Origin of the sequence: Psychroflexus salinarum, from assembly GCF_042677225.1 — a bacterium.
In the GTDB taxonomy this organism is placed as follows: domain Bacteria; phylum Bacteroidota; class Bacteroidia; order Flavobacteriales; family Flavobacteriaceae; genus Psychroflexus; species Psychroflexus salinarum.
Genome location: NZ_JBHTIV010000010.1, coordinates 186,191 through 212,883 on the forward strand (window position 1 = coordinate 186,191; position 26,693 = coordinate 212,883).

A 26,693-nucleotide genomic window follows, 5' to 3' on the forward strand; every position below is an offset into this window, starting at 1 on the left:
TACTACATCAATAACTATATTTGACCACAACTTTTTAACTATGATTGATACTAAAATATTTAATGATACTAAACATGCCTTTGTCTTAAAATCTGATGAGGATCTTAAACGATCTTTATTTCTTTTTTCAATGATGAATGTGCCTTATTTCGTCCCAATATCTACAGCAGCTACCAACTTTGCTCTTAAGATAAAGCTTCCAATTGAGCCTATAGTTAAGGCTACAATTTTCAAACAATTTTGTGGGGGAGTAAGCCAAGACGACTGTATGTCTCTAGTGAAGAAAATGCGGAAGGAAAATGTTTACAGCGTTTTAGATTACTCTGTAGAAGGTAAAGAAAATGAAGAAGAGTTTGATAAAGCAGCTAATACTAAAATTGAAATAATAAAATATGCTGCAAGTGCTGAGGAAATACCATTTGCCGTGGCAAAGCCAACAGGTCTAGGTCGTTTTGAAATTTGGGAAAAAGTAACTGCTAACGATACTTTAACTGATGAAGAACAAGAAGAATGGGATAGAATAAAGAAAAGATTTGAAAGAGTTTGTAAGGCAGCCTATGATAACGACACCAAGCTACTTATAGATGCTGAAGAAACTTGGATGCAGGATGCTGCGGATAACTTTATTGAAGATATGATGAGAAAATTCAATAAAGAAAAAGCAATCATATTTAACACATTACAATGTTATCGTTGGGACAGGTTGTCTTATGTAAAAGCAATTCATGAAAGAGCTCAAAAAGAAGGTTTTAAACTTGGTTTCAAGACAGTTCGTGGTGCTTATATGGAAAAAGAAAATGCAAGGGCAAAAAAATATGGTTATCCAACGCCAATCTGTGAGGATAAAGAAGCTACAGATGTGAATTTTAACGCCGTCATGTGTTACATCATAGATAATATTGATGACATCTCTCAATTTATAGGCACGCACAATGAGGTGAGTACTTACATGGCTCTACAATTGATGAGTCAAAAAGATATTCACTTATCAGACGATAGAATTTGGTTTGGTCAATTATACGGAATGAGTGACCACATAAGTTTTAATTTGGGAAGAGTTAATTCCAATGCTATTAAACTTGTACCATTTGGACCAATAAAAGATGTAATTCCCTACTTAATCAGAAGAGCTCAGGAAAACTCTTCAGTTCAAGGTCAAACGGGTAGGGAGCTTGCTTTACTGAGAGAAGAAAAGCAAAGAAGGGATGGTCAGTATGTGAAACGTGTTGAATAAATGACAAAGAAAGGAAACATCTCTGTAAAAGAATACCAACCCTATTATGATTTATATCTTAATAGGGTTTCTTCAAAAACTACCCTTTTTGAGGCATTAGAACAACAAAATGAATTGATTGATTTCTTTAATTCTATCTCTGCAGAAAAGCATGAATTTCGCTACGAACCAGAGAAATGGACTCCAAAACAAATCCTTCAGCATCTTATTGATACAGAACGTATTTTTACTAATCGAGCTTTAAGATTTGCAAGAGAAGATTTTACAGAACTGCCAGGATATGATGAAAATGACTACGCAGAACATTGCTTTTCCAATCAACGATCAATCGAAGACTTATTAGAGGAATATAAGGTAGTAAGATCATCAAGTATTTTTCTATATAAAAGTTTTGATAACCAGGTTTTGACAAATATTGGCCAGGCTAGTGGTGGACCATTTTCTGTAAGAGTAATTCCATTCATTTTATGTGGTCATCAAAAACACCACATTCATATCATTAAAGAACGTTACCTCAATAACTAAGAATGTCTTCAACTTCTAAAACTTCTGTTTATACACTTTTGGACATCGGCAGAAGTTTGCAGAGGATGATAAATACGCACTACAATAAGCCTTACTGGATAAAGACCGAAATAGCAAAATTAAACGCCTATACCAAAAGTGGACATTGTTATCCAGACCTTGTTGAAAAGCAAAACGGTCAAGTTTTAGCACAAATGCGAGCTACAATCTGGGCAGATACTTACAATAGGATTTCTCAGCAATTTGAAGAGATTACCAAAAAACCAATTTCTGAGGGAATGACGGTTTTGGTTTTAACCAAAGTTAATTATCATCCCAACTATGGCTTTTCTCTCAATATTCTAGACATTGACGCTAGCTTTACCCTCGGCGAGATGGCCAAAGAAAAACTCGAAAGTCTAAAGCGATTAAAAACAGAAGGAATTTTCGACTTGAATAAGTCTCTCACTTTTCCTAAAATCCCCCAACGAATAGCCGTTATATCCGTGCAAACGAGTAAAGGCTATCAAGACTTTATCAATATAATCACAGAATCTTATTCTAAATTAAATTTTGAAATAGAATTATTTCCAGCTTTATTACAAGGAGATAAAGCCATAACTTCTATTGCAGAAGCATTAGAAAATGTTAAAAACAGGAAGCAGGAATTTGATGTTGTCACCATCATAAGAGGTGGAGGAGGGGACGTAGGACTCAGTTGTTACGATAGTTTTGTGTTAGCTTCCAAAGTAGCAAGGTTTCCACTGCCAGTGATTTCAGGGATAGGTCATTCTACCAACGAAACTCTTGTAGAAATGGTCACTTATACCAATAAAATCACACCTACAGATGTTGCTTATTTTTTCATTAAAATATTTCAAGAACGTTTGGTTGAACTTCAGAATCTTCACTTACAATTCAAAAACCTAGTCAAATTCAAACTAAAAGAAGAAAAGCAAGAATTAAAATATCTACACCAAGATTTTAAAACACAGGTAAACACGCTTTTGCAAAATCATAATTATGATTTGAAAGAGCAAAGACAACGTATCAAATCAACCATTCCGTCACTTTTAAAAGCAAAACTTGATGGTTTAGATCGCTTTAGCTACAGGCTAAATTGGATTTCAAAACAAAAGTTTCAGAAGCAAGAGCAAGATTTATCTTTATTATCAAAGACATTAAAAAAAGAGACCAAAAGTCAGATTGAAAATCAACATCAACAAATAAATCACTTATCGTCCACACTCAATCTTTTATCCCCAGACCGTTTACTTCAGCGTGGTTATACATTGAATTTGGTAAACGATAGAATTATAAAATCTTCGACAGAACTTAAGTCTGGTGATCGTTTAAAAACGATGTTTGCAGACGGATATGCTGAGAGTGACGTCGTAAAAATTGAACCTAATGAAAAAAACTGAAAGCTACGAAAGCGCACTACAAGAACTAAAAACCATTGTATCAGATATAGAAAACGATTCAGTTTCTGTAGACGAACTTACCAAAAAAGTAAAGAGAGCTTCAGAGTTGATTAAATTTTGTAAAAATATACTCACCAAAACAGAAGTTGAGGTAAATTCTGCTTTAGATGATATGGTAGATCTTAATGAAGAAAAGGAAGACTAAAACTGGTTTATTGTTTTTCTAATATCTACCAATCTGGTTAGCAGACCTTCAAGTAATTCTAAGTCAAGCATATTGGCACCATCACTTTTTGCAGTAGTAGGGTCAAAATGAGTTTCTATAAATAATCCGTCTACGTTATTTACGATACCTGCTCTAGCAATGGTCTCTATCATTTCTGGTCTTCCACCAGTAACTCCAGAAGATTGGTTCGGCTGTTGTAAAGAATGCGTAACATCTAGAACTGTAGAAGCATAACGTCTCATAGTGGGAATCCCTCTAAAATCGACAATTAAATCTTGGTAGCCAAACATAGTACCTCTGTCTGTAATCATCACTTTATCATTACCAGAATCTTTAATTTTTTGAGCAGCGTGTTGCATGCTTTCTGGGCTCATAAATTGTCCTTTCTTAAGATTGACAACCTTTCCAGTTTCTGCAGCAGCGACCAGAAGATCGGTTTGTCTAACCAAAAAGGCAGGAATTTGTAATATATCCACATATGCTGCAGCCATAGCGGCATCGCTTTCCTGATGAATATCTGTAACCGTAGGCACATCAAAAGTTTCACTTACTTTTTTAAGAATTTTCAGAGCTTTTTCATCACCTATTCCAGTAAAACTATCTATTCTACTTCGGTTTGCTTTTTTGAAAGATCCTTTAAATACAAAAGGGATTTCCAGTTTATCAGTAATTTTTACAATGCGTTCTGCAATTTTTAAAGCCATTTCCTCTCCTTCAATGGCACAAGGCCCGGCAAGGAGGAAGAAATTAGAAGAATCAGTATGTTTTAACTTAGGAATGAGATTAAGTTTCATTTTGAAATTTTTTACAAAGATAAGTATTTACAAAAGGTTATTCTATTAGTATTTTTTAATGATGATAGATTTTCGGAATGCTTTAATCCTTATCTTTAAGATTCGAAATTAATTATAAAAATATTCAGATATGAGAACAATTTTTACCGGGCTAGCATTAGTTTTGACAGTTTTTGCATACTCTCAAATACAGACTCCACAACCAAGCCCCAATTCTAGCCTAACACAAGTCGTAGGCCTTTCAGAAGTTAGTGTTGCCTATTCAAGACCTTCCGCAAATGGAAGGGTTATCTTCGGCAATCTAGTTCCTTTCAATAAACGATGGAGAACAGGCGCCAACGAAAACACTATTATCACATTTTCTGATGATGTTGAAGTTGGAGGTCAGTTGCTATCCGCCGGTAGTTATGCGATTTACAGCATTCCAAAGAAAGGCAGCTGGGATGTTTTTTTCTATGAAGAAACTGAAAACTGGGGATTACCATCCACCTGGAATGAGAATGCAGTAACTGCTATGATTAATGTTCCTGTAAAAACTCTTAATCATCACGTGGAGACCTTTTCCATAGGATTTGATAATATCAGTCTTCAGAAAGCTCATTTGAAAATGTCCTGGGAAAAAACAATGGTAGAAGTTCCTGTTGAGTTTCCAACCGACGAATTGGTTATGGATAATATCAATTCAGTAATGTCAGGCCCTTCTGCAAATGATTACTTTAATTCGGCAATTTATTACTTAAGTGCCAATAAAGATCTTGATAAAGCTGAAGAGTGGATGGAGAAAGGAATGTCAATGTCCGAAAATAAACCTTATTGGATGCTAAGACAACAATCTTTGATTTATGCAGCTAATGGTAAAAAAGACAAAGCTATTGAGACTGCAGAAGCTTCTTTAGCTGCAGCTAAAAAAGCAGGAAACGCAGACTATATCAAGATGAATGAAGATTCCTTAAAAAAATGGAAGGCTAACTAATTAAAACGACAATTATATTTCTAAACCGATTCAACATGTTGAATCGGTTTTTTTGTGAAAAATTGTATTAGTATAGCAATACCAATTACAAGTGCACAGCCAAATAAATTCAACCATAAATATGGCATCCAATCTTCAAAATAGCCAAACAAAACAAGTGCTTGCGTTATAATTGCCGCAATAAACACTGCTCGGCTTTTCACATAGGTAATGAAAAAAGCTAACAGGAAAATCCCTAATACATTTCCATAAAATATAGACCCTATTATATTTACTAGCTGAATTAAGTTATCAAATAAACTAGCGGTACAAGCAAAAATGATTGCGAAGATTCCCCAACCAAGAGTGAAAAGCTTTGTTGAATCTACATAATGCTTTTCACTTTGTGCAGTTTTTTTGTTCCTTTTGTATAGGTCAATAGTCGTAGTAGAAGCTAAGGCGTTCAATTCTGAAGCTGTAGAAGACATAGCTGCAGACAAGATAACTGCTAGTAATAATCCAACCAAACCACGCGGTAGATTATTAATGATAAAATGGATAAAAACATAGTCCTTATCATTGGTTTCAATTTTTTCGTCTACTTTAGAGATGATGTCTTTAGCATCATCTCTAAGTTGAAATTCTTCTGTATTAAGCTGTCTAAGTTGGGATTGTAACATATCGCTTTTAGCTGGAGATAATTCGCTGGCAAACTGATTGGCTAAGACTGTTTTCTTATCCTGAACAGTTTTTAGTTGAGTTTCTAAAGCTTCAAATTCATATTTATATTCAGAAGTTGTAATGGCTTCTTGAGCTGCCGGGTTGAAATTTATAGGTGAATAATTAAATTGATAAAAAACAAAAACCATAACACCTATGAGCAAGATAAAAAATTGGAGCGGTACTTTTAAAATAGCATTAAAGATCAACCCCATTTGACTTTCTCTGAGGCTTTTGCCAGAAAGATAGCGCTGCACTTGACTTTGATCTGTTCCAAAATAGGATAAGGCAAGAAAACTTCCACCAATGATTCCGCTCCAAAACGTATAACGATTATCAAAGCTGAAAGAAAAGTCTAAGACATCAAGTTTGTTATTTGCCCCAGCAATTTTCATAGCCTTGCTAAATGTTATGTCGTCTGGTAAAAAGGAAAAAATAAGAACAAAAGCGGTGATTAGACCCAAAAAAATGACAGCCATCTGTTGTTTTTGTGTCACATTAACTGCTTGTGTGCCACCTGTTACAGTGTAAATGATCACCAAAACCCCAATCATTATATTGAGATAAAATAAATTCCATCCTAAAACTGCAGAAAGAATTATAGAAGGTGCATATATTGTAATCCCAGCAGCAAGACTCCTTTGAATAAGAAATAATCCAGCTGTAAGACTTCTTGTCTTTAAATCGAAGCGAGATTCTAAATATTCATATGCAGTATAAACTTTAAGCCTATGATAAATTGGGAGAAAAACCAAACAAATAATAATGATGGCAATTGGCAACCCGAAGTAAAACTGGACAAAGCCCATCCCATCATGAAAGGCCTGACCTGGAGTAGACAGGAAGGTGATGGCGCTTGCCTGAGTAGCCATTACAGATAAGCCAACTGTCCACCAGCGTGATTGGTTACCACCTTTTATAAAATCGTCAACATTGGCATTCTTTCTAGACTTTAAACTCCCATAAATAACTATAAATGCAAGAGTTGCAAAAAGTATAATAAAATCTATTGTCCCCATGAATTTGTTTTAGTTTCGGAACCAATTCATGAATATATAAAACCCCAGAATGTAAATTGCATTACAGATAAGTATCCAGGTGTAAGCAGATTTCCAAACGTATTTTTGAGGCTTTTCAGACATATTATTCTATTGAAATTAAGTTAGCGAAAAGTTTATAGGCTCCAGGAACTCCAGCAGGTAACTCTCTGAAAAAGCTTAAACCTGTATAAATATAATGTCCACTTCCGTAATTACCGATTAAAATACTACTGTCTTTTGGAGTCTCATTTTTATCATTCATGGATAAAACGGGTATCAATTCTTTAGACCATTGGTCAGGGAAATAAAGACCGCGTTCTTGTACCCAACCTTCAAAATCTTCTTTTGAAATTTTATTTGGCGAATTAAGAATTGTATGTTCTGAGTTGATGAATCTTACTTCTGCTTTTTCTTCAGTCACTCGGTCTCGAGAAATTCGCATGTTAAAAGGAGCTATATTTTCAGTTTTTAAGCCACGATTGGTGTTGTATTGTACAATCATTGTTCCTCCATTTTCAACAAACTCAAACAATACATTTTGCTTATAAGATAAGACATCATAGATATTATAAACTCTTATTCCCATGATAGCCACATCAAAATTCGCCAGCAATTCTCTAGTAATAGACTCTGGAGAAAGTTCCTCAACATCAAATCCAAGATCTCTTAAGTTGGAAGCTACGCTGGAACCAGCACCATTGATATAGGCCACTTTTTTATCACTGATTTGGATATTTAGATTTACTAGTTTAGCAGCAGATTCTTCAAGAAGATTATGAGTACCAATATGGTCGTAGTTGATTTTGGAAACTTTTTTACTAATTGTTTTTTCTGCCAATTTCAATTCTGGAGTGACTTCCATTTCTCCATAAGTAGTAGGTGTGATTTCAAAAGTAAAAGTTTTGCTTTCTCCCCTGTTCTCCAAATCTACCTGATGAAATCTTGGAGAGACCATCCAGTCTTCAGGAATATTTAGTTCTAGTTGCCCAGATAATTCATTTGTATAGGCTTTAACATCGACTTCAATTGTCTTTTGATTTGAGTTTTTAAAAACATAAACCGACTCTTCCAAACTTAAAGAAGCTTCCGGTAGGATTTCAAAATCCTGATAAACTTCACCCTTTACCGGGTCATTATATTTGTAAATAAGTGGTTTCTTGATTTTGAATGGAATTCCATCAATATCAAATTCAAAAGTGAATAATAAGGGTTTCGGTGATTCTGGTAGACCAATAAGCTCTCTATCGTTGACAGTATAGAGTCCCAATTTTGGCTTCTTTTCAAGCCAGTAGGGTGTTGTGAAATTTTCTTCGGAATTTAATACTAACTGATTTGAAAATTTATAATTCATATTATTTTCTAACAAAGTCGAACTGATAGCAAAGGATTGACCAGTGTAAGAAATCGACTTGAGTTGAATCTTTTCTGGACTTCTGTTGATTACTTCAAACTCAATTTCAATAGCATCACCTGGATTTGCATAAGGATCATTACTCCTTGCTTCTGTAAAAAGTCCCAGGGAAGCAGTTATGATAGATTTGATTTGTTTACTCTTTTGAGTTCTCCAAAATTCATCTTCAATTTTATCAATTAACATTTTAGCTTCAAGTAGTTTTGGAATAGATTTCCAAGGATGTTTAAAATCATAGTCTTGTTCTACCTGATTTAAAATCTCACCAATTTCTTTTCCTTCTGGGATACGGTTCCAAGAGGTGTCTATACCTGAAAATGGATCATTTCCTTCAAGTTTATTACCTTTTATAAGCTCAATATATTCAATTTTATCACCTCGTGAACCAGTGTTGCCAAAGCCTTGAGACTTGTGCTGACTTCTACTTAGAGCAGAAATTTCATTGTTGGACAAACCTTCCAAAGGATAATACTTATTGATTTCCAATTCAATAAGGTTGGATTTATCTGCCTTTTCAAAAGCCTCTTGACTACCGTAAAACCACCATGAGGTATTAAAAAAAGCTCGTTTAGGAGACCAAGGGTTTACGAATTCTAACTGAGAAGTAAATTTATCTTTTTGTCTAGCAAGTTCAAAAGCCTCTGTGCTTAATAGTGCAGAAGAAGTATGATGACCGTGAGTGTTTCCAGCAGTTCTATGGTCAAACCTATTGATGATGACATCGGGTCTGTGTTTTCTAATTGCCCAGACTACATCGGAAAGGATCTTATCTTTATCCCAAATTTCTAAAGTTTCTTCTGGAGTTTTAGAATAACCGAAGTCAATAGCTCTAGAGAACCACTGCTGTCCGCCATCAATATTTCTGGCCTTGAGCAATTCTTGAGTGCGAATCATTCCCAGTTTTTCGCTTAGTTCAGAGCCGATGAGATTTTGTCCGCCATCTCCTCTGGTCAAAGAGAGGTAGGTGGTTTTAGCATTGATTTCTTTGGAAAAATAAGTAATTAAGCTTGTGTTTTCATCATCAGGATGTGCAGCGATATAAAGCACATTCCCAAGAAAATTCAAGGCTTTGAGTTGTTGATAAATTTCAGAGGAAGAGGGTTTTTTAGGTTCTTGTGCATTACTGATTATGCTAACCAATATTAAAAAACTACAAATAAAATTTCTTATCATTATAAAAAAAATTTGATCAAATATACAAGCCTAAAAATTTTAATGCCCTGTGTTGAAAGCTTTTTAACGATCGATGTTTTCACCACGTTCTAGCATTGCGTCTTTTTTGAGTAAGCTAACTGATTTTTGCAAAAAAAGATTATTAGGATAAGTTACTAATTCTCCTTCATCTGTCCTCAAGTGGAGCTGAAAGGCTTTTATGTCTTCTATTATTGCAGCCAAAGGAAAATCCTTATCGTGAATTTGGATTTTATCGCCAATCTTATAAGGAAAATTGAAAAACATAATCACCCCTGAAGTGATGTTACTTAGTATAGACCATACAGCAAAAAGACCTATACCTATCACTGCGAAAACTGAAGAAAATATGACTGTTAATTCTCTAACTTCGACACCCCAAATGAGAAGCAAAGAAAAGATGGCGATAAAAGAAACCAATACATTTATATACTTAAAAATAAGTCTAGTTCTTGCAAAGTTAAGTTCATCTCTTCTGGCAATACGTTTAGCGGATTGCTTGAGTCCAAATCTTAGAAATAACATCCCCAAAACAACAATAGTTGTCCAAATAATTTGGTTTTCAAATTCATAGAAGATCGTTTCTATCATAACATTATAAGCTTAAACTGTCACGCAAATGTAGATATTTACTTGAATTTTGTTCCCAATATTTTGTTTTCAAAGTTTTAATTTTTCTAGCTTTAGAAATAAGCGTATCTGTTGGGGTGATCTCAGTCTCTTCCCATTTTTCAATAGAAAAAGGGAAGCTTTTTTGCTGATATATACTTACAGTTCTTCCTAAACCTTTATAAGTGATGTTGGTTTTAAGATATTCTCCTTCAGATTGCTTCAACTCTGCTTTATAACTTTTGAATTTTTTATGATTGAGTTGAAGGTAAGAAAAGTCAGGAAGAACTTCTTGTTCTCCAAGCTCTAACTGCTTTGGATTTATTCTTAACTGTATCCATATTTGGTTTTCGGACAGTGTGGGATGAATTTCGAAAGTTGAATCTGCTTCCCCTTCAAAATAGGAATGAGCTTCTATTTCAAAATCTCCTCTGTGGTTTAGTTGAGCGTAAGATTGACCACACCATTCTTGAATACTAGACGTTAATTTCAAAACTGGTACTTGGTTTTTTAATGGTAAAAAAGCACTTTGCATAATGCTATAAGGATAAATGCCAGTATTGAACTTTTTTGTAGAATTCAATTTCATTACAGAAATAGTATTTTCTGATGGAGAATTGGCCTTCACCTGAGCGTCTTTTAGAAAATCTTCGGTTACAAAAATCAGCATGGCTTTACCTTCTCTCTTTTCACCGTAGCGGTAAAATTCCAACTCATAACTACTCAATTCAGCTTCACCATTATACCAATAAGACTTGAAGGTTTCAGATAAATCTCTTCGCTCAGCATCTGCATTAGACCTAGAATCAGTTTGAGGTTCTGTCTTGCAGCTGCAAATGCTTACTAGTATTAAAATCAGAATATATTTCATGTGTTATTAGATTTCGGATAATTTTTTATAGACTAAATGAATTGGAAATCCCATGACCGTGTAAAATGATCCTTTTATTTCTGAAATGCCTATTTGTCCAATCCACTCTTGAATGCCGTAAGCTCCAGCTTTATCAAAAGGCTGGTAGTTGTTGATGTAGTGCCAGATCTCATCTTCTGAAAGTGATTTGAATTTTACTTGAGTAGAATCAAAAAAAGTTTCTGTTTTTTCTGAAGTTTTAAGGCAAAATGATGAAATGACTTCGTGAGTTGTATTAGAAAGGGATTGCAGCATTTCAAAAGCTTCCTCTTCGTCATTTGGCTTATTAAGTGCTTTGCCCTGGTGCCAAACAATAGTGTCTCCAGTGATAAGGATATCGTTTGGTTTTAAATCATCAAACTGTTCGGCTTTGAGTTGAGCCAGATAATCACTGATTTCATGATGTTTCAATTTATCGCTAAATACTTCATCTACAGATCTAAGTTCAACCTCAAAATTTACGCCTATGGATTTCAGAATTTCCTGTCGTCTGGGCGAACCCGAAGCTAAAATAATGCGTTTGTTTTTTAAAGTGTTTAAAATCATAGAATTAAAAATGTAAGCATGGAACAAATACCGGTTAAAAATACGAGTTTCAAATGGAAACTGATTTTTTTATAATCTTTTTCGGAAGTTGCTTCCAAAACTTTTTTTGAAATTAGGATTAAAGGTAAGATAACAAGTGTGAAGACATAAAATATTACCACGTTCAAATTCAGGAAATAGCTTAAAACAATGGATAGCAAAACCAGAATAATGAAGGTTAGCAATCCAAATATGATGTAATTGGTTCGTTTTTTCCCAATTAAAATGGGTAAAGTTTTCATTTTACAGAAATTGTCTCCTTGGATATCTTCAATATCTTTAATTAATTCTCTGCTCAAATTCAGTAGAAATGCAAGAAAAGCATAAACGACGATGGTAAAGAAAACCACCGGGTTTTGGTCTTCATTTATCAAGGCTGTTCCTAGACAAAATATACTTAAACCTACAAGTAAACTTACAAGGACATTTCCAATAACTGCTAATCTTTTAAGCCAGATAGAGTAGGCGATAAGCGCCAATGGAGAACATAAGATAATGTAAAAAATTAATCCAATTTGCTCAAAAGGATTCGTCAATAAAAGATAAAATGCTAGACCAAGGCCTAGCACATTGATTACAAAATAAAGCTGTAAAGCACTTTGTCTTGTGATAAATTTATCAATCAAAAGTTTATTGGGTTTGTTGATACTATCTGTAGTGATATCAAAAAAATCGTTGATGATATTTCCACCGGCAGCGATGCAAAGTATTGAAAAAACAAGAAATGAATAGTGAACAAAGTCCATTTGGACACGAGTTTCAAAACCAGTAACTAAAGCAAATCTTATAAGTATAGCCGAAAAAATAAGGATCAGTAAATTTTTCCATCTTATAAGATTGAAGATATGCATAAAAATTAGAGGTTTAGGCTTAGTACTTCCATTTTCCCTGAGTTTTCATCACTTGCTCGATGAGGTCTCTCACGCAGCCTTCTCCGCCTTTTTTGTGAGAAACATATCCAGAAACAGCTTTGACTTCTGGAACTGCATCTTGTGGACAAGTTGGGAGTCCTACCATTTTCATAGGATAAATGTCTGGAATATCGTCTCCCATATAAGTGACGTGTTCAGGTTTGATGTCATAAACATCCAGAAATTCTTCTAGACACTCTACTTTATCCGCAACACCCAAGTGGATGTTGGTTATTCCTAAAGCTTTGAGTCTTGTTTTTACCATTTCATTGGTACCTCCAGATATGACGATGATCTCGTAACCAGCTTTCAAAGCTTCTTTTACGACAAAACCATCTTTTACATTCATGGTTCTTATCAAGTCACCAGAGGTAGAAATTTGAAGTGAACCATTGGTAAAAACGCCGTCAACATCAAAAGCAAAAGTGGTGATTTGGTTAAGCAGTTCCTTATAATTTGTCATGTTTTTGTTTAATTGATTGTGTAAGAAGTTGATAAATTTCTTTGTGATTTTGATCTTTAAGTTGACTTAGATGTCTTTTTATAGTGCTTTCATCTTTTCTTATGGCAGGACCTGTTTGAACTTCGGAAGGTGGATTGATTTGAACTTTAGCAGAGGTTTCCTGAATCAAAGCTTTCAAAATATCGAAAGGCATGTCATCTTCCTTGCAAATGCTTTCGCCAATCGCATACAGATGGTTGGTGAAATTGCAAACAAAAACAGCTGCAAGATGCAGAGTTTGACGCTGAGCAGAACTGATCTCAAAAACTTCAGGAGAAATGCAGCTGGCGATTGTTTTTAAAATCTGTAAATTTTCTTCTGAATTGGCCTCGAGGCAGAAGGGGATCTCAGAATAATTGAGCTTAGAGCCTTTAGAAAAGGTTTGAAGCGGATAAAATACAGCTGAATTTGAAGATCTTAAAATAGATTGACTTCCAGAGGTGTGTGCAATGATTCCAGACTTAGTTTGAATTTGCTCAGCTATAGATTCGATTACATCATCCTTTAAGCAGAGCAGATACATGTCAGCTTCTATCAATTCTGATAATTCTGTGGTCGTAGCGGTTAATTTTTCAAAAGCTTTTAAAGATTCAGGTCGATGATTATATACTTGAACAACGGAGCAATTGCCTGATGCTTGAAAAGCTTGAAACATATGAGTTGCTACATTACCAGCGCCTAAAATAACTATTGAAAACATCTAGAAAACTTTTAATCTAAGGAACAAAGGTAAGGTTCATTTTTAATAATTAAGAGGGAACTTCTGTCATCTATAACTTTAAAATTATTGCAATTATTAAAAATAATAGAAATTGTTAGTAAAATGTTTTTAACTGAGTTTATTATTCAAAATATTAACGTCTAAATTTTTAAATTCAAATCTTTTAATTAACACAACTTCAACGTTCGTAACCGAGGCTAAGCTTTACAAATCCTCCTATATTGAGTATCTTCGCACCCATTATAAAAGAAATTATGTTAGAGAAAAAAATCAAAGATATATTGTTTTCTACAAGGCTTATGGCGGTCTTATTTATAGTTTATGCTGTCGCTATGGCTGTGGGAACTTTTGTTGAGAATTCTTATACTACAGTCACTGCCAGAGAATGGATTTACAATGCGTGGTGGTTTGAGGTGATTATGGTGTTTTTTGTCATCAATTTCATCGGAAATATTTTCAGATACAAACTATTGCGAAAGAAAAAATGGACAACGCTTTTGCTTCATTTGTCGTTTATTTTAATTTTAGTAGGGGCATGGGTGACGAGATATATTGGGGAAGAAGGTATTATGCCTATTCGTGAAGGTGAAGTTGAAAACACTATGCTTTCAGAAAAAACCTATTTGTCAACTTATATTGATGGTGAAATTGATGGTGAACCTTTGAGGAAAAAACAAGATTTTCAAATCAATTTAGGTCCTGCAATTACCTCAGGTAAAAGCATTAAGACAGATTATAACGGAAATCCAATTAAAATTGATTTTTTAGAATTTATACAAGGAGCTGAAGAGGGTGTTGTCGAAGCTGAAGAAGGAGAATACTTTTTAAAGATAGTAGAGGCTGGTGACGGTGAAAGACATGAGCATTATTTGAAAGCAGGTGAGGTTGCCAATGTTCACAATGTGTTGTTTGCTTTTAATAAACAAACTGATGGAGCCATAAATATTGTCGGGAACAATGAAGTTGGATTCACCATTAATTCACCTTTTGATGGGGATTGGATGCGAATGGCAGACCAGGCTAGAGGAGATTTAGTTCAAGATTCTATACAGGAATTGCAAATGCGCTCATTATACAATCTTGGTGGAATGCAATTTGTAATTCCAGATCCGGCAATAAAAGGACGTTATGACCTGGTTCAAAAGGAAATGGTCAATAAAAATGACCCTGATGGAATTTTTATTCAAGTTACAGCGAATGGAGAAACTGAAAAAGTTGGATTACTCGGCGGTAAAGGTTTTCAGATGGACATGAAAAAACTGAGTGTTGGTGGTTATGAAATTTATATGAACTATGGGAGTAAAGATGTCGAGCTTCCTTTTGCACTAAAGTTGAATGACTTTATCGCTGAAAAACATCCAGGCACCGAAGACAGAAGACAACCAAGTTACGAATCTTTCATGAGTAAAGTAGAGGTGGTAGACGGCAGTAATTCTTATCCTTATGATATTTATATGAATCATGTGTTGGATCATAAAGGTTATCGTTTTTTTCAATCGTCTTTCGATCCTGATGAAGGTGGAACAGTTTTGTCTGTTAATAATGACTGGTGGGGGACTTGGATTACTTACATCGGTTACTTTTTACTTTATATAGGATTAATGGCAATTATGGTGGATAGAGGTTCAAGATTTGGAGAATTGAGAAAAAAATTAGAGAAAATTAAACAGAAAAAAGCAAAACTAACCAGTATTTTGATTCTGCTTTTTGGAATGTCGGGTTTTGCTCAAACCGAAAACGGAAATGTGGTTGACGAGCCAAGTCAGGTTCAAGATAGTGTTGCCAATGTTAATCATGGTCATGAAATGATGCCTGAAGTCAATTATGACAAGGTCATCAAGATGATTCAAGCCAACAAGGTAGATGAAAAACATGCTGCCAAATTTGGTGAATTGATTATTCAAGATTATGGTGGCAGAATGAAACCTATCAATACTTATTCTTCAGAATTACTGAGAAAACTGGGTAAAAAGGATGATTATAATGACTTGAATAGCGACCAGGTTTTGCTTTCCATGATCGAGAATCCGCAGATTTGGTATTCTGCACCACTTATCTCTATAAAAGCTGAGAATGATAGTATTCATCATGTATTAGGTGTTGAGGAAAATAAAAAATACGTATCCTTAACTGACTTTTTTGACCCAAAAACAGCAGAATACAAATTAGGTAAATATTTAGATTTAGCTTACAAAGCTGCTGTACCCAATCAATTTCAAAAGGATTTTATTAATGCAGACGAAAAAGTCAATCTGATTTATAACACTTTACAGGGTAAACAGTTTAAAATATTTCCTATTCCAGATCACCCCAATAATAAATGGGTAGCTTATCCAGAACTGGATGAAGAAAAGTATTTTGCAGGTGTAGATACGCTTTATACAAAGCAAATTCTTCCATTATATATGCAATCCTTGAGAAGTGCAAGGCAGACTGGAGATTATGAACAGGCAAACGAACTTCTTTTAAGTTTAAAGTCTTTTCAGAAAAAATATGGTTCAGAAGTCATGCCAGCAGACGAAAAAGTTAAAGCTGAAATTCTATACAATAAGATTGATATTTTCAATCTCTTATTTCAGCTCTACCTTTATGTGAGTTTAGTTATGATTGTTTTCGTCATCTTAAGGATTTTCAAAGAAAACAAACTCAATAAATATGCAATTAACTTAAGTAAAGTTCTTCTTGTTATCTTATTTACAGTTCATACCGCTGGACTTGCAGCCCGTTGGTACATCTCTGGTCATGCTCCCTGGAGTAATGCTTACGAAAGTATGATTTATGTAGCTTGGGCAACTATGTTTTTTGGTCTGGCTTTTGGTCGTAAAAGTGATTTAACCATGGGGTCAACAGCTTTCGTGACTTCTATTATTTTAATGGTAGCTCACTGGAACTGGTTAGATCCCACTATAGGAAACTTACAGCCTGTTTTAGATTCATATTGGTTAATGATTCATGTAGCTGTGATTGTAGGCAGTTACGGCCCTTTTGCTTTGGGAGCTATCATAGGTTTGGTGTCACTTATGCTTATTATTGCCACGACTAAGTCAAATTTTAAAAAGATGAAACTCAATATTCAGGAGTTAACCATCATTAATGAATTGGCTCTGACTGTTGGTTTGGTGATGTTGACTATTGGTAATTTCCTTGGCGGTCAATGGGCTAACGAAAGCTGGGGCAGATACTGGGGCTGGGATCCAAAAGAGACCTGGGCTCTGATTAGTATTTTTGTCTATGCCTTTGTCATCCACATGCGACTCGTGCCTGGCTTGAGAGGATTGTTTGCTTTCAACTGGGCCGCTGTGATTGCTTTTGGGTCTATTTTAATTACTTATTTCGGTGTGAATTTCTATCTAACAGGTTTGCACTCTTATGCTAGTGGTGATCAAATTATCAGTTATCAATTCATCATTATAGCTCTTGTAGCATGGGTCTTAATCGGAGTTGCCGCCAAGTATAAATACAAGAAATATTATTGATTATCATTCTCGATAATTTAGCTGACATAAGAGGCTAAGATTAATAAAATACCCCGATGGCTTGGCTTCGGGGTATTTTGTCTTACTGAATTGTTTTTTTCTTTGGTCTATTTATATCATTACTCATCTAGATATTATTCGATCAAGATTATTACTTCACCAAAGAGGCTCAGAAAATATTGAGTTTTGCAAGTGATATTTATCTTTTACTCATTCCAAATTTCCCAGGCTTTTTCAGCTTGAGCGATGAGCATTTGCTCTCCATTAATAATTTGTGCCCCTTTTTCTTTACCTTGAGCTAGAAAACTTGTGATAGATGGATTGTAAATGAGGTCGTAAAGTAGATGTCTTTCATCAATAAATTCATAAGGTATGGGTGGAAATTGATTGACATCGGGATGTGTTCCAAGAGGTGTACAATTCACTATAAGCTGGTGACTTTTTATAATATCTGAGGTTAAATCATCATAGGTATAGTCACCTTTTTCTTTATCTCTTGATACAAAGTTTATATTATATCCCATCGAAACTAATGCATGTCTTATTGCTTTAGCTGCACCTCCAGTGCCTAAAATTAAGGCAGCTTCATGATTTGGTGCAATAAGAGAAAAAATTGACTTGGTAAATCCAAAAACATCTGTATTGTAACCAATCAATTTCTTATTCTCTATTTTGATTGTATTTACAGCTCCTATTCGCTCTGCTTGTGGATCAATTTCATCTAGAAAAGGAATCACAGCCTCTTTATATGGTATTGTAACATTAAGCCCGGCCAACTCTATGGAATTGTTGACGATCTGTTTTATTTCTTTAATGTTTTCAATATCATAATTGATGTATTTAGCTTTTATAGCTTCATTGTTAAATTTGGTATTGAAATATGATTTTGAAAAAGAATAATCTATATTTTTTCCAATAAGTCCGTATGTTTTCATATGTTATCTAGATTTACTTTGCCTGTCGTACCAAGCAAGACTCAAAACTATTAAAATTCCTAGTATAATAAAAGTGAAGGCAATCCATGTACTTGTTTCTGCTAAATCTGGCCAGAATCTAGAGTAATTATCCAAAACAGGGTCTCCACTGGTGTCTTTTATAATATCTCCAGCTTCATTTGTTTTGAAAATCTTTTCTTTCCAGGGCCAAACTACGCCTAAACTTCCAGTTATAAAACCGATGATGATTGAAAAAGTAATTTTTCTATAATTTTTAAGCACAAAATTGAGTAAGTGAGATAGAGTTATCAAACCAAATAAAGACCCCGCTGTAAAAGAACTCAATACTTGAAGTAATCTCATTCTTTTAGTGTTTTCAGTAAAAGAAAAATCAAATTTCACTAAATCTGCAATAGTATCATAGAGTGCATTTACAGAGTCTACCAACAATAAAACGTAATTGCCAAGTAAAATAAGAATGAAAGAGCCGGACAATCCTGGAAGCGTCATCCCAGAAACGCTTATGATGCCGCAGAAAAAAACAAAGAGTAAGTGATCATTTTCTGTAGCAGGCTTTAAAAAACTGATGCTAAGACCAGCCAAAATTCCCAAAACAATAAAAACAATAGTTCTAAGTGATCTTATTCTGAAATCTTTTCCAATATAATAAATCGAACCTACAATCATTCCGAAAAAAGTAGACCAAACATATAATTCGTAGTGCTTTATAAAGTAGTCCAGTAACTTGGAAACACTAAAATAACTGAATATCATTCCTAAGATGAGAATGAAAAGAAATTTTGCATTGATGTATTGAAAAAAGCTTACAAACCTTGCATTAAGAAGTAGCTTTAAAGACTTTAGATTAAATTTTTGAAGTGAATAAATAAACTCCTCATAAAAACCAGCTACAAAAGCAACTACCCCTCCAGAGACTCCAGGAACTTTATTTGCAGCTCCCATCGCGAGTCCTTTAAGAAAAAGAAAAACTTTATCACTAAATGTTCTAGTGCTTTGCATTTGAAAGAGGGTGTTGGTCTGCTACTTTCTCTAATAATAGGATAAGTAAAAATCCTAAAATAGCTGCTACGATAGCAAACAATAGTTGTGGATCGCCATTAAAATTTTGAGGTAAGACTGAAGTCTCATCTAAGATGATGACTTTATTTTTTATGATTTCCGAATCTAAAACATTTTTCCAAGGCCAAATTTTGTTTAAAGAACCTGCAATGAAGCCTGTAAGAATAGCCAGTGTAATCAATCTAAAGTGATTGAAAAGCCATTTAAGAATCTTAGAAAAGCTTAATATGCCGATTATAGCGCCCAGTCCTACAAGTCCAATCACTTGAAAATTAAATTCCGAAACAGCTTCAGTAATGGATTTGTAACCTCCCATTAATACAAGAATAAATGCTCCAGAGATACCGGGTAAAATCATAGCACATATAGCAACAGCTCCACATAAAATAAAGTATAGTGGATGGTCTATACCTTGAGCAGGTGTCATTAAAGTAATCCCAAAAGCGACGAAAAAACCTATAAGCGCAAAGACGATCAGCTTTACAGTCCAGCGATCAATTTGTTTACCAACATACCAAACGCTCGCTAAAACTAGCCCAAAGAAAAAAGACCAGACAATGACTGGATAAGCTTCAAGCAGGAAATTAGTAAGTCTCATCAAAGTGAAAACACTTATAGCAATACCAATGAGCAAGGCCAAAATAAAATTCCCATTCAATTGCTTCCACATGTCTCCAAAACCTTCTTTTTTCCAAGTTTTTAGTAAATTCAAGTCTACATTGGCTATGGTAGTCACCAGTTCTTCATAAATACCTGTTATAAAAGCTATGGTTCCTCCAGAAACACCTGGTACGACATCAGCGGCTCCCATGCCAATACCTTTTAAGCTAATAGTAATGTATGATTTTAAATTTCTTTTCATATAAAATTTGAAGTTTTCAAGAGTGGTTTCAAAGGGTTTATAATGTTTTTTTCAACTTAAGAGTCCTTTGTTAAATCGATAAATAAACTCTCGAGGTTCTTATTTTTTTTGTGAAGCTCTATGATTTTTAACCCTTTATCGTGAGCAAAATCAAAAACATCAGGACGTTTGTCTATCGAAGTATTAAAAGTAATCTCATATTTAAACCTTGTGGTATTTAGAACATTAATCACTTTTCCAATTTCTTTTAATGCAACTTCTTCGATTCTGTAATTGAACTCTACTTCAATAACTTGCTGTGAAGAATCGTTGAGGTCTTCAAGTTTTTTGTCTGAAACTATCTCACCTTTATTGATGATAATGACTCTATCACAAATTGCTTCAACTTCTTGCATAATATGGGTGGATAAAAGAATTGTTTTGTTCTTACTAATGGATTTTATTAAGTCTCTTATCTCAATAAGTTGATTTGGATCTAGGCCTGTTGTGGGCTCATCAAGAATGAGAATATCTGGATCATGTAATAAGGCAGCCGCAAGGCCAACACGTTGCCTGTAACCTTTGGACAACTGGTAAATCCGCTTTCCAATTTCTTTTGTCAATTTTGTTTGTTCTATAACTTGATCAATCCTTTCCTTTGGAGTTTTAAAAATCTTTGCGTGAAAATTAAGATACTCTTTGATATACATCTCCAAATAGATGGGGTTATGCTCTGGCAAGTATCCAATCTGTTTTTGAATTTCAGTTTTTGCTTCTGTCAATTTTAAATTATTGATGCTGGCTTCACCAGAACTTGGACTGATAAAGCCAGTTAAGATTTTCATAAGTGTAGATTTCCCAGCACCATTAGGTCCAAGTAGGCCAACAACTTCTCCTTTAGAGATCTTAAAATTGATATTTTTTAAGACAGTCTGATTCTTGTAAGATTTTGAAATAGACCTAACTTCAATTGACATTTTAAAACTTTTGTTCAAAAATACAAATTATATCTCTTTACAATTTCAGAATAGATTTAGTATTGCAAGTATTTTAAGAACTTTTCGAAACTTAAAAGCAATTAAAATGCCTTTGTTATCTGACATTAAAAGTTAATTTTGTGGATATGAAAAATGATAAAAATCTAAGAAATTGGTTAACGGAGATGAATTTGGATCATCCGTTAGTAATTGCAGGGCCTTGTAGTGCAGAAACAGAAGAACAAGTTCTTAATATTGCTCATCAACTCAAAGATTCCGACGCTACTGTGATGCGTGCAGGTATATGGAAACCTAGAACACGCCCGGGTAATTTTGAAGGCGTTGGCGCTATTGGTCTTGAGTGGCTAAAAAAAGCAAAAGAAGAAACTGGGCTTATGATTGCTACTGAAGTTGCCAATAAAACACACGTTGATCTGGCACTTAAAGCCGATGTAGATGTGCTTTGGATTGGTGCCAGAAGTACGGTAAGTCCCTTTATCGTTCAAGAAATTGCAGATGCTCTTCAGGGAACAGATAAAATTGTATTGGTGAAAAATCCAGTCAATCCCGATTTAGCTTTATGGCTTGGAGGAGTCGAGAGACTTTATAATGCCAATATTAAAAACCTAGGGGTCATTCATAGAGGGTTTTCTACCTATGAAAAAATAAAATACAGAAACAATCCTGAGTGGCAAATAGCTATTGATTTGCAAAATCAATTTCCAGATTTGCCGATACTGGTAGATCCTTCTCATATTGCCGGGAAAAGGGATTTGGTTTTCGATATTTGTCAGACTGCTTTAGATCTCAATTACGATGGTATGATCGTAGAAACTCACCACACGCCAGATAAAGCATGGAGCGATGCAGCTCAACAAATCACACCAGATTTCTTGAAGCAAATGACAATAGATCTTCGTATAAGGAAAAAGGAGGGAGCAGAAGAATTCAATAAAAAGCTTAATGTTCTTAGATCAAAAATTGATGTAATTGATAATCAAATTATTGATTTTCTTGGCAAACGAATGATTGTTGCTGACGAGATTGGTGAGCTGAAAAAAGAAAATAATGTAGCAATTCTTCAGCCTGAACGCTGGAGTAAAGTTTTAAACAGGTTGACAGAAGACGGAGAAAAAAATCAATTATCCAAAGATTTTGTAGAGCGACTTACAAAAGCAATCCATGAAGAATCCATTGCGCACCAGCACAAAATTATTAGCCAATAATGATAACTGAAGCTCATTTAAATTCATTAGTATGAAAGCTGTGGTTTATAAATCTACAGGAAGTTGGTACCACGTCAAAGCTGAAGACGGGATGATTTATAATTCTAGGATAAAAGGGAAATTTAGGATGAAAGGTATTAAAAGTACTAATCCTGTTGCTGTCGGAGATCACGTAGAAATTGATACTGAAAAGAAAGGAGATGATACCGTTGGTATCATAAAAGAGATTTACGATAGGAGGAATTATATCATAAGAAAGTCTGTGAATCTTTCAAAACAAACTCATATTATCGCAGCTAATATTGATTTAGCCTTTTTACTCATTACGCATAACAATCCACCCACTAGTACAACTTTTATAGATAGATTTTTGGTTACAGCAGAAGCGTATCATATTCCTACTGTTATTTTGATAAACAAGGTAGATGCCTATAGTCTTGAAGAATTTGCTGAGATGAAATTCCTTGCAGAACTTTACAGAGATATAGGATATATGTGTATTGGCATATCTGCAGAAACTGGTGAAAATATCGATAAGGTTAAGGCCTTAATGAAAGATAAAGTGAGCGTTTTTGCAGGGCATAGTGGTGTTGGAAAATCTACTTTAGTGAATTCAATTGAACCCACTCTTAATATTAAAACTTCAGAAATTTCTGAACAACATAGACAAGGACAGCACACTACAACATTTGCAGAAATGCATGAGTTACATTTTGGAGGTCAAATTATAGATACTCCTGGAATTAGAGGTTTTGGTGTTGTAGATATAGACAAATATAATCTTGATAACTATTTTCCGGAATTTTTCAGACTAAAAAATAATTGTAAATTCAATAACTGTATACATGTAGATGAGCCTCATTGTGCCGTAAAGGATGCTTTAGCAGAAGATAAAATAGCATACTCTAGATACAAGAGTTACTTGCAAATTATGGAAGGTGAGGAGGATGAGAACTTTAGAAAAGATCCATATCAAGATTTGAGATAATATGAGAATAATACTACAAAGAGTAAAAGAAGCTTCTGTAGAGATAGATAACCAAATAGCTGGAAGCATAAATCAAGGCTTTCTCATTTATTTAGGTGTTGAAGGAGAAGACCAGCAAAAAGACATAGACTGGTTGGTGAAAAAGGTTTCTAATCTTAGAATTTTTTCTGATGAAGATGAAAAGATGAACCTAAACATAAAGGATGTGGAAGGTGAGATTTTGATAGTAAGTCAATTTACACTCTATGCTTCTACCAAAAAAGGGAACAGACCAAGTTTTACAAAAGCAGCAAAGCCAGATTTAGCTAAAGAACTATATCAATCTTTCATTGATTCAATGAATGAAGATTACCATGGTAATATTCAAACAGGAAGATTTGGCTCAAATATGCAAGTAAGTTCTATTAACGATGGTCCTCTGACTTTTATTTTGGACTCAAAAGAAAAGGATTGATTTAAAACTACAATTATGAATATAGAAGATGCTCAACTTGCTGTTGATGAATGGATAAAAGAACATGGAGTTCGATATTTTGACGAGTTAACCAACATGGCACAACTAACAGAAGAAGTAGGTGAGGTAGCCAGAATTATTGCAAGGCGATACGGTGAGCAAAGTGAAAAAGAAAGCGATAAGTCCAAGGATCTTGGGGAAGAACTTGCAGATGTAGTCTTTGTTGTTTTATGTTTGGCAAATCAAACAGGAATCGACTTGCAATCTGCTTTTGATAAAAAACTTGATTTAAAATCTAAACGGGACCATGATCGACATAAAAATAATCCAAAACTTAAGTAAATGTTTCAAAGAGTAATTTCTACCAAAGGCTTTTGGAGATCTGTAATAATTTTAGCAGTTGGTTTTATATTCATATATAACATTATCGATGTATGGTTTGCTTATGATTTTGACTGGACGTTATATGCAGAAAATAGATTTGCAAAAGATAATTTGTTGAGATTTTTTGTAGCTAATATAATGAGTGGATTTGTTTATGGTTTTGTTGTTACTTTTCTGAAATTTAGAGGTAATATAAAAAAAAACGATTCTAAATGAAACTGAGCTATAAACCAGTAAAAACAAATCATTTCCAATTTGATATTACGGGTTCCAAAAGTATTTCCAACAGATATCTGATTCTAAAAGCATTATTTGCAAATTTAGAATTGAAAGGATTATCCAATAGTGATGATACCCAAGTGCTTCAAAAAGCATTATCAAAACCACTTAAGGAAACAAAAGAAATAGACATTCATCATGCAGGAACCGCCATGCGATTTTTGACGGCATATTTGTCTACTAATGCTGACGCAAACTTGGTGCTTACTGGTAGTCAGCGCATGCAGGAACGGCCAATAGGCATTCTTGTAGAAGCGCTTAGGTCTCTCGGTTCATCCATAGAATACGTCAAAAATGAAGGTTATCCACCATTGAAAATTTCCGGAAAATCACTTCAGAAGGAAGAGATATCTATCTCGGCAGATGTAAGTAGTCAGTATATTACAGCTTTGATGCTCATCGCTCCATCATTAAAAAATGGTTTAAAAATCACCTTAGAATCTAAAGTTACCTCAAAACCCTACCTCAAGATGACAGCTCACGCTCTTGAATCTGTTGGAGTTAGGGTTGATTTTGACAGTAACTCGATTAAAGTTTATTCTAAAACTGAGATTCAACCCACTCAAATTTCAGTAGAATCCGACTGGAGTTCGGTGTCTTATTTTTATAGTTGCTTAGTGTTGATGGATGCTGGAACTATGGAAATATCTACCTTTTATAAGGATAGTCTTCAGGGAGATTCTCAAGTTGCTGAATTTTATAGACATTTTGGTATCGAGACTATATTTGATAAAGAATCGATTCAACTTTCAAAAGTTGATAATTTTGAACTTCCAAAGAAAATAGAATTACATCTCAATGATACGCCAGACCTTGCTCAAACTATAGCCGTAACCTGTCTAGGGCTTGGAGTTGAATGTCTTTTGACAGGTCTCCACACATTAAAGGTGAAAGAAACAGATAGGTTAGTGGCTCTTAAAAATGAAATTGAAAAATTTGGTGCTGAGGTAATTATAACCGAGGAATCTCTTCACTTAAAACCTGGTTCGGGATTAAATTCAGAAGTAAAGATAGAAACCTATCAGGACCATAGGATGGCTATGGCTTTTGCACCTTTAGCTATAAAAAAGGATTTGGAAATCTTGAATCCCGAAGTGGTTTCGAAATCTTTTCCAGACTTTTGGGAAAAAATGAAAGTGATCGGTTTACAGTAAAAACGCTCGTTTGCAGGCTATAAAGGTAAATAAACTATAAATTACTTGACAACGCCTATCTCGCGGTCGTATATTTGCACTCTTTTAAAAAAATACTAGACTATGGGAATGAAACTTTCACAATTCGAATTTACTTTACCTGAAGACCTTTTGGCAGAATTTCCGTCGGAGCACAGAGATGAAGCTAAGCTAATGGTAGTAAATCGTAAAGATGGTTCTATTGAGCACAAGATGTTTAAAGATGTGATCAACTACTTTGACGAAAAAGACGTCATGGTATTCAATAATACCAAAGTTTTCCCAGCGAGATTATACGGTAATAAAGAAAAAACTGGTGCAAAGATTGAAGTTTTTCTTCTTAGAGAACTCAATCCAGAAACAAGACTCTGGGACGTGCTAGTTGATCCTGCAAGAAAGATAAGAATTGGTAACAAATTGTATTTTGGTGAAGACGAAAGCCTTGTAGCTGAAGTTATTGACAACACGACTAACAGGGGTAGGACTTTACGTTTTCTTTATGATGGGTCTTATCAAGATTTTAGAAATAAATTGACAGAACTTGGTCAAACGCCACTTCCTAAGTACATAAAGCGTGATGTAGTACCAGAAGATGCTGAGCGTTACCAGACGATCTATGCAAAAAATGAGGGAGCTGTTGCAGCGCCAACTGCTGGCCTTCATTTTTCTAAACACCTGTTAAAGCGTTTAGAAATTAAAGGAATTGACTTTGCAGAAGTGACCTTGCATATTGGTTTGGGAACTTTCAACCCTGTAGAGGTTGAAGATTTGTCTAAGCACAAAATGGATAGTGAGGAAATAATGATTGATAGCAATGCGACAAGCATTATAAATAATGCTAAATCCGAAAAAAGAAAAATTTGTGCTGTTGGAACTACAGTGATGAGAACTTTGGAAAGTGCTGTAAGCTCAAACCACAGACTGAATGAATATAATGGGTGGACTAATAAATTTATTTTCCCACCACACGATTTTAGTATTGCCAATTGTATGATTACAAACTTCCACATGCCAAAATCTACTTTGTTGATGATGATTTCTGCCTTTGCTGGTCATGACCTGATGGAAAAAGCTTATAAAGAAGCAATTAAAGAAAATTATAAATTCTACTCTTACGGAGATGCAATGCTTATTTTATAATAAGATA

General features: G+C 34.5%; 26 protein-coding genes. 13 read left to right on the forward strand and 13 right to left on the reverse strand.

The features are described from left to right. Positions 1-40 precede the first annotated feature (40 nt). Genes ACFQ0R_RS10130 through xseB form a run of 4 tightly spaced genes read left to right on the forward strand, consistent with a single transcriptional unit; the run spans position 41 to position 3,367 of the window. Positions 41-1,234 carry a proline dehydrogenase family protein gene (locus tag ACFQ0R_RS10130; RefSeq protein WP_379658257.1) on the forward strand — a complete coding sequence of 398 codons (1,194 nt, stop codon included), beginning with the start codon at positions 41-43 and terminating at the stop codon, positions 1,232-1,234. Beyond that, the gene (locus ACFQ0R_RS10135; RefSeq protein ID WP_379658258.1) at positions 1,235-1,759 is read left to right on the forward strand and encodes a DinB family protein; all 525 of its coding nucleotides are present in this window, start codon (positions 1,235-1,237) and stop codon (positions 1,757-1,759) included. 2 nt (positions 1,760-1,761) lie between these two features. Then, the gene (gene xseA, locus ACFQ0R_RS10140; RefSeq protein ID WP_379658259.1) at positions 1,762-3,162 is read left to right on the forward strand and encodes an exodeoxyribonuclease VII large subunit; all 1,401 of its coding nucleotides are present in this window, start codon (positions 1,762-1,764) and stop codon (positions 3,160-3,162) included. Beyond that, positions 3,149-3,367, forward strand: a complete 219-nt coding sequence (gene xseB / locus ACFQ0R_RS10145) for an exodeoxyribonuclease VII small subunit (RefSeq protein WP_379658260.1) — start codon at positions 3,149-3,151, stop codon at positions 3,365-3,367. The genes xseA and xseB overlap by 14 nt, the downstream gene beginning before the upstream one ends. Here xseB and kdsA read toward each other — a convergent pair. Then, positions 3,364-4,182: a 3-deoxy-8-phosphooctulonate synthase gene (kdsA, locus tag ACFQ0R_RS10150; protein WP_379658261.1), complete on the reverse strand. Its 819-nt coding sequence runs from the start codon at positions 4,180-4,182 to the stop codon at positions 3,364-3,366. The two genes, xseB and kdsA, sit on opposite strands and share 4 nt — an antisense overlap. Before the next feature lie 130 nt (positions 4,183-4,312). Between kdsA and ACFQ0R_RS10155 the strand changes: the two genes are divergently transcribed. Next, positions 4,313-5,155 carry a DUF2911 domain-containing protein gene (locus ACFQ0R_RS10155; protein WP_379658262.1) on the forward strand — a complete coding sequence of 281 codons (843 nt, stop codon included), beginning with the start codon at positions 4,313-4,315 and terminating at the stop codon, positions 5,153-5,155. 20 nt (positions 5,156-5,175) lie between these two features. Here ACFQ0R_RS10155 and ACFQ0R_RS10160 read toward each other — a convergent pair whose 3' ends face one another. The 8 genes from ACFQ0R_RS10160 to ACFQ0R_RS10195 all read right to left on the reverse strand — a co-directional run bounded on the left by ACFQ0R_RS10160 (position 5,176) and on the right by ACFQ0R_RS10195 (position 13,713). Further along, positions 5,176-6,873 carry a sodium:solute symporter gene (locus tag ACFQ0R_RS10160; protein ID WP_379658263.1) on the reverse strand — a complete coding sequence of 566 codons (1,698 nt, stop codon included), beginning with the start codon at positions 6,871-6,873 and terminating at the stop codon, positions 5,176-5,178. Between the two features lie 124 nt (positions 6,874-6,997). Continuing rightward, a complete protein-coding gene (locus ACFQ0R_RS10165; RefSeq protein ID WP_379658264.1) occupies positions 6,998-9,478 on the reverse strand; it encodes a PIG-L family deacetylase in 2,481 nt (826 codons plus the stop codon). 63 nt (positions 9,479-9,541) lie between these two features. Next, complete coding sequence (locus ACFQ0R_RS10170; protein ID WP_379658265.1) at positions 9,542-10,087, reverse strand: mechanosensitive ion channel domain-containing protein; 546 nt, start codon at positions 10,085-10,087, stop codon at positions 9,542-9,544. 4 nt (positions 10,088-10,091) lie between these two features. Then, positions 10,092-10,976 carry a septum formation inhibitor Maf gene (locus tag ACFQ0R_RS10175; RefSeq protein WP_379658266.1) on the reverse strand — a complete coding sequence of 295 codons (885 nt, stop codon included), beginning with the start codon at positions 10,974-10,976 and terminating at the stop codon, positions 10,092-10,094. A gap of 6 nt (positions 10,977-10,982) precedes the next feature. Then, on the reverse strand, positions 10,983-11,561 hold the full coding sequence (locus ACFQ0R_RS10180) for a Maf family nucleotide pyrophosphatase (RefSeq protein WP_379658267.1): 579 nt from the start codon (positions 11,559-11,561) through the stop codon (positions 10,983-10,985). After that, complete coding sequence (locus ACFQ0R_RS10185; protein WP_379658268.1) at positions 11,558-12,451, reverse strand: geranylgeranylglycerol-phosphate geranylgeranyltransferase; 894 nt, start codon at positions 12,449-12,451, stop codon at positions 11,558-11,560. Before ACFQ0R_RS10185 ends, ACFQ0R_RS10180 begins: the two co-directional genes overlap by 4 nt. 19 nt (positions 12,452-12,470) lie before the next feature. Then, a complete protein-coding gene (locus ACFQ0R_RS10190; protein WP_379658269.1) occupies positions 12,471-12,974 on the reverse strand; it encodes a KdsC family phosphatase in 504 nt (167 codons plus the stop codon). Then, positions 12,961-13,713 (reverse strand): Rossmann-like and DUF2520 domain-containing protein, encoded by a 753-nt coding sequence (locus ACFQ0R_RS10195; RefSeq protein ID WP_379658270.1) that lies wholly within the window; start codon positions 13,711-13,713, stop codon positions 12,961-12,963. Before ACFQ0R_RS10195 ends, ACFQ0R_RS10190 begins: the two co-directional genes overlap by 14 nt. 275 nt (positions 13,714-13,988) lie before the next feature. Between ACFQ0R_RS10195 and ccsA the strand changes: the two genes are divergently transcribed. Then, entirely contained in the window at positions 13,989-17,210 is a 3,222-nt protein-coding gene (ccsA, locus tag ACFQ0R_RS10200; RefSeq protein WP_379658271.1) for a cytochrome c biogenesis protein, read from the forward strand. Between the two features lie 206 nt (positions 17,211-17,416). Here ccsA and ACFQ0R_RS10205 read toward each other — a convergent pair whose 3' ends face one another. Genes ACFQ0R_RS10205 through gldA form a run of 4 tightly spaced genes read right to left on the reverse strand, consistent with a single transcriptional unit; the run spans position 17,417 to position 21,043 of the window. Continuing rightward, positions 17,417-18,145 carry a shikimate dehydrogenase family protein gene (locus tag ACFQ0R_RS10205; RefSeq protein WP_379658272.1) on the reverse strand — a complete coding sequence of 243 codons (729 nt, stop codon included), beginning with the start codon at positions 18,143-18,145 and terminating at the stop codon, positions 17,417-17,419. A gap of 3 nt (positions 18,146-18,148) precedes the next feature. Next, positions 18,149-19,165: a DUF368 domain-containing protein gene (locus ACFQ0R_RS10210; protein WP_379658273.1), complete on the reverse strand. Its 1,017-nt coding sequence runs from the start codon at positions 19,163-19,165 to the stop codon at positions 18,149-18,151. Next, on the reverse strand, positions 19,152-20,087 hold the full coding sequence (locus ACFQ0R_RS10215) for a DUF368 domain-containing protein (protein WP_379658274.1): 936 nt from the start codon (positions 20,085-20,087) through the stop codon (positions 19,152-19,154). Before ACFQ0R_RS10215 ends, ACFQ0R_RS10210 begins: the two co-directional genes overlap by 14 nt. A gap of 56 nt (positions 20,088-20,143) precedes the next feature. Further along, on the reverse strand, positions 20,144-21,043 hold the full coding sequence (gldA, locus tag ACFQ0R_RS10220) for a gliding motility-associated ABC transporter ATP-binding subunit GldA (RefSeq protein ID WP_379658275.1): 900 nt from the start codon (positions 21,041-21,043) through the stop codon (positions 20,144-20,146). Between the two features lie 146 nt (positions 21,044-21,189). Between gldA and ACFQ0R_RS10225 the strand changes: the two genes are divergently transcribed. From ACFQ0R_RS10225 to queA, 7 genes are all read left to right on the forward strand, one after another. Next, the gene (locus ACFQ0R_RS10225; RefSeq protein WP_379658276.1) at positions 21,190-22,269 is read left to right on the forward strand and encodes a chorismate mutase; all 1,080 of its coding nucleotides are present in this window, start codon (positions 21,190-21,192) and stop codon (positions 22,267-22,269) included. A 31-nt stretch (positions 22,270-22,300) separates the two neighbouring features. Continuing rightward, entirely contained in the window at positions 22,301-23,257 is a 957-nt protein-coding gene (gene rsgA / locus ACFQ0R_RS10230; protein WP_379658277.1) for a ribosome small subunit-dependent GTPase A, read from the forward strand. A 1-nt stretch (position 23,258) separates the two neighbouring features. After that, positions 23,259-23,711, forward strand: coding sequence for a D-aminoacyl-tRNA deacylase (gene dtd, locus ACFQ0R_RS10235; protein WP_379658278.1), 453 nt, complete (start codon positions 23,259-23,261; stop codon positions 23,709-23,711). A gap of 15 nt (positions 23,712-23,726) precedes the next feature. Next, positions 23,727-24,053, forward strand: coding sequence for a nucleotide pyrophosphohydrolase (locus tag ACFQ0R_RS10240; protein ID WP_379658279.1), 327 nt, complete (start codon positions 23,727-23,729; stop codon positions 24,051-24,053). Then, complete coding sequence (locus ACFQ0R_RS10245) at positions 24,054-24,311, forward strand: hypothetical protein (RefSeq protein ID WP_379658280.1); 258 nt, start codon at positions 24,054-24,056, stop codon at positions 24,309-24,311. Beyond that, positions 24,308-25,528 carry a 3-phosphoshikimate 1-carboxyvinyltransferase gene (locus ACFQ0R_RS10250; RefSeq protein WP_379658281.1) on the forward strand — a complete coding sequence of 407 codons (1,221 nt, stop codon included), beginning with the start codon at positions 24,308-24,310 and terminating at the stop codon, positions 25,526-25,528. The genes ACFQ0R_RS10245 and ACFQ0R_RS10250 overlap by 4 nt, the downstream gene beginning before the upstream one ends. Positions 25,529-25,636: 108 nt before the next feature. Continuing rightward, the gene (queA, locus tag ACFQ0R_RS10255) at positions 25,637-26,686 is read left to right on the forward strand and encodes a tRNA preQ1(34) S-adenosylmethionine ribosyltransferase-isomerase QueA (protein WP_379658282.1); all 1,050 of its coding nucleotides are present in this window, start codon (positions 25,637-25,639) and stop codon (positions 26,684-26,686) included. Positions 26,687-26,693 lie beyond the last annotated feature (7 nt).

Bases quoted from the DNA above. Each gene is read 5' to 3' on its own strand.
- ACFQ0R_RS10180 (WP_379658267.1), bottom strand. From the start codon at position 11,561: ATGATTTTAAACACTTTAAAAAACAAACGCATTATTTTAGCTTCGGGT.
- queA (WP_379658282.1), top strand. From the start codon at position 25,637: ATGAAACTTTCACAATTCGAATTTACTTTACCTGAAGACCTTTTGGCA.
- gldA (WP_379658275.1), bottom strand. From the start codon at position 21,043: ATGTCAATTGAAGTTAGGTCTATTTCAAAATCTTACAAGAATCAGACT.
- ACFQ0R_RS10175 (WP_379658266.1), bottom strand. From the start codon at position 10,976: ATGAAATATATTCTGATTTTAATACTAGTAAGCATTTGCAGCTGCAAG.
- ACFQ0R_RS10240 (WP_379658279.1), top strand. From the start codon at position 23,727: ATGAATATAGAAGATGCTCAACTTGCTGTTGATGAATGGATAAAAGAA.
- ACFQ0R_RS10205 (WP_379658272.1), bottom strand. From the start codon at position 18,145: ATGAAAACATACGGACTTATTGGAAAAAATATAGATTATTCTTTTTCA.
- xseA (WP_379658259.1), top strand. From the start codon at position 1,762: ATGTCTTCAACTTCTAAAACTTCTGTTTATACACTTTTGGACATCGGC.
- ACFQ0R_RS10190 (WP_379658269.1), bottom strand. From the start codon at position 12,974: ATGACAAATTATAAGGAACTGCTTAACCAAATCACCACTTTTGCTTTT.
- ACFQ0R_RS10185 (WP_379658268.1), bottom strand. From the start codon at position 12,451: ATGCATATCTTCAATCTTATAAGATGGAAAAATTTACTGATCCTTATT.
- ACFQ0R_RS10170 (WP_379658265.1), bottom strand. From the start codon at position 10,087: ATGATAGAAACGATCTTCTATGAATTTGAAAACCAAATTATTTGGACA.
- ACFQ0R_RS10135 (WP_379658258.1), top strand. From the start codon at position 1,235: ATGACAAAGAAAGGAAACATCTCTGTAAAAGAATACCAACCCTATTAT.
- ACFQ0R_RS10130 (WP_379658257.1), top strand. From the start codon at position 41: ATGATTGATACTAAAATATTTAATGATACTAAACATGCCTTTGTCTTA.
- ACFQ0R_RS10245 (WP_379658280.1), top strand. From the start codon at position 24,054: ATGTTTCAAAGAGTAATTTCTACCAAAGGCTTTTGGAGATCTGTAATA.
- ACFQ0R_RS10210 (WP_379658273.1), bottom strand. From the start codon at position 19,165: ATGCAAAGCACTAGAACATTTAGTGATAAAGTTTTTCTTTTTCTTAAA.
- xseB (WP_379658260.1), top strand. From the start codon at position 3,149: ATGAAAAAAACTGAAAGCTACGAAAGCGCACTACAAGAACTAAAAACC.
- dtd (WP_379658278.1), top strand. From the start codon at position 23,259: ATGAGAATAATACTACAAAGAGTAAAAGAAGCTTCTGTAGAGATAGAT.
- ACFQ0R_RS10215 (WP_379658274.1), bottom strand. From the start codon at position 20,087: ATGAAAAGAAATTTAAAATCATACATTACTATTAGCTTAAAAGGTATT.
- ccsA (WP_379658271.1), top strand. From the start codon at position 13,989: ATGTTAGAGAAAAAAATCAAAGATATATTGTTTTCTACAAGGCTTATG.
- rsgA (WP_379658277.1), top strand. From the start codon at position 22,301: ATGAAAGCTGTGGTTTATAAATCTACAGGAAGTTGGTACCACGTCAAA.
- ACFQ0R_RS10165 (WP_379658264.1), bottom strand. From the start codon at position 9,478: ATGATAAGAAATTTTATTTGTAGTTTTTTAATATTGGTTAGCATAATC.
- ACFQ0R_RS10225 (WP_379658276.1), top strand. From the start codon at position 21,190: ATGAAAAATGATAAAAATCTAAGAAATTGGTTAACGGAGATGAATTTG.
- ACFQ0R_RS10160 (WP_379658263.1), bottom strand. From the start codon at position 6,873: ATGGGGACAATAGATTTTATTATACTTTTTGCAACTCTTGCATTTATA.
- ACFQ0R_RS10250 (WP_379658281.1), top strand. From the start codon at position 24,308: ATGAAACTGAGCTATAAACCAGTAAAAACAAATCATTTCCAATTTGAT.
- ACFQ0R_RS10195 (WP_379658270.1), bottom strand. From the start codon at position 13,713: ATGTTTTCAATAGTTATTTTAGGCGCTGGTAATGTAGCAACTCATATG.
- kdsA (WP_379658261.1), bottom strand. From the start codon at position 4,182: ATGAAACTTAATCTCATTCCTAAGTTAAAACATACTGATTCTTCTAAT.
- ACFQ0R_RS10155 (WP_379658262.1), top strand. From the start codon at position 4,313: ATGAGAACAATTTTTACCGGGCTAGCATTAGTTTTGACAGTTTTTGCA.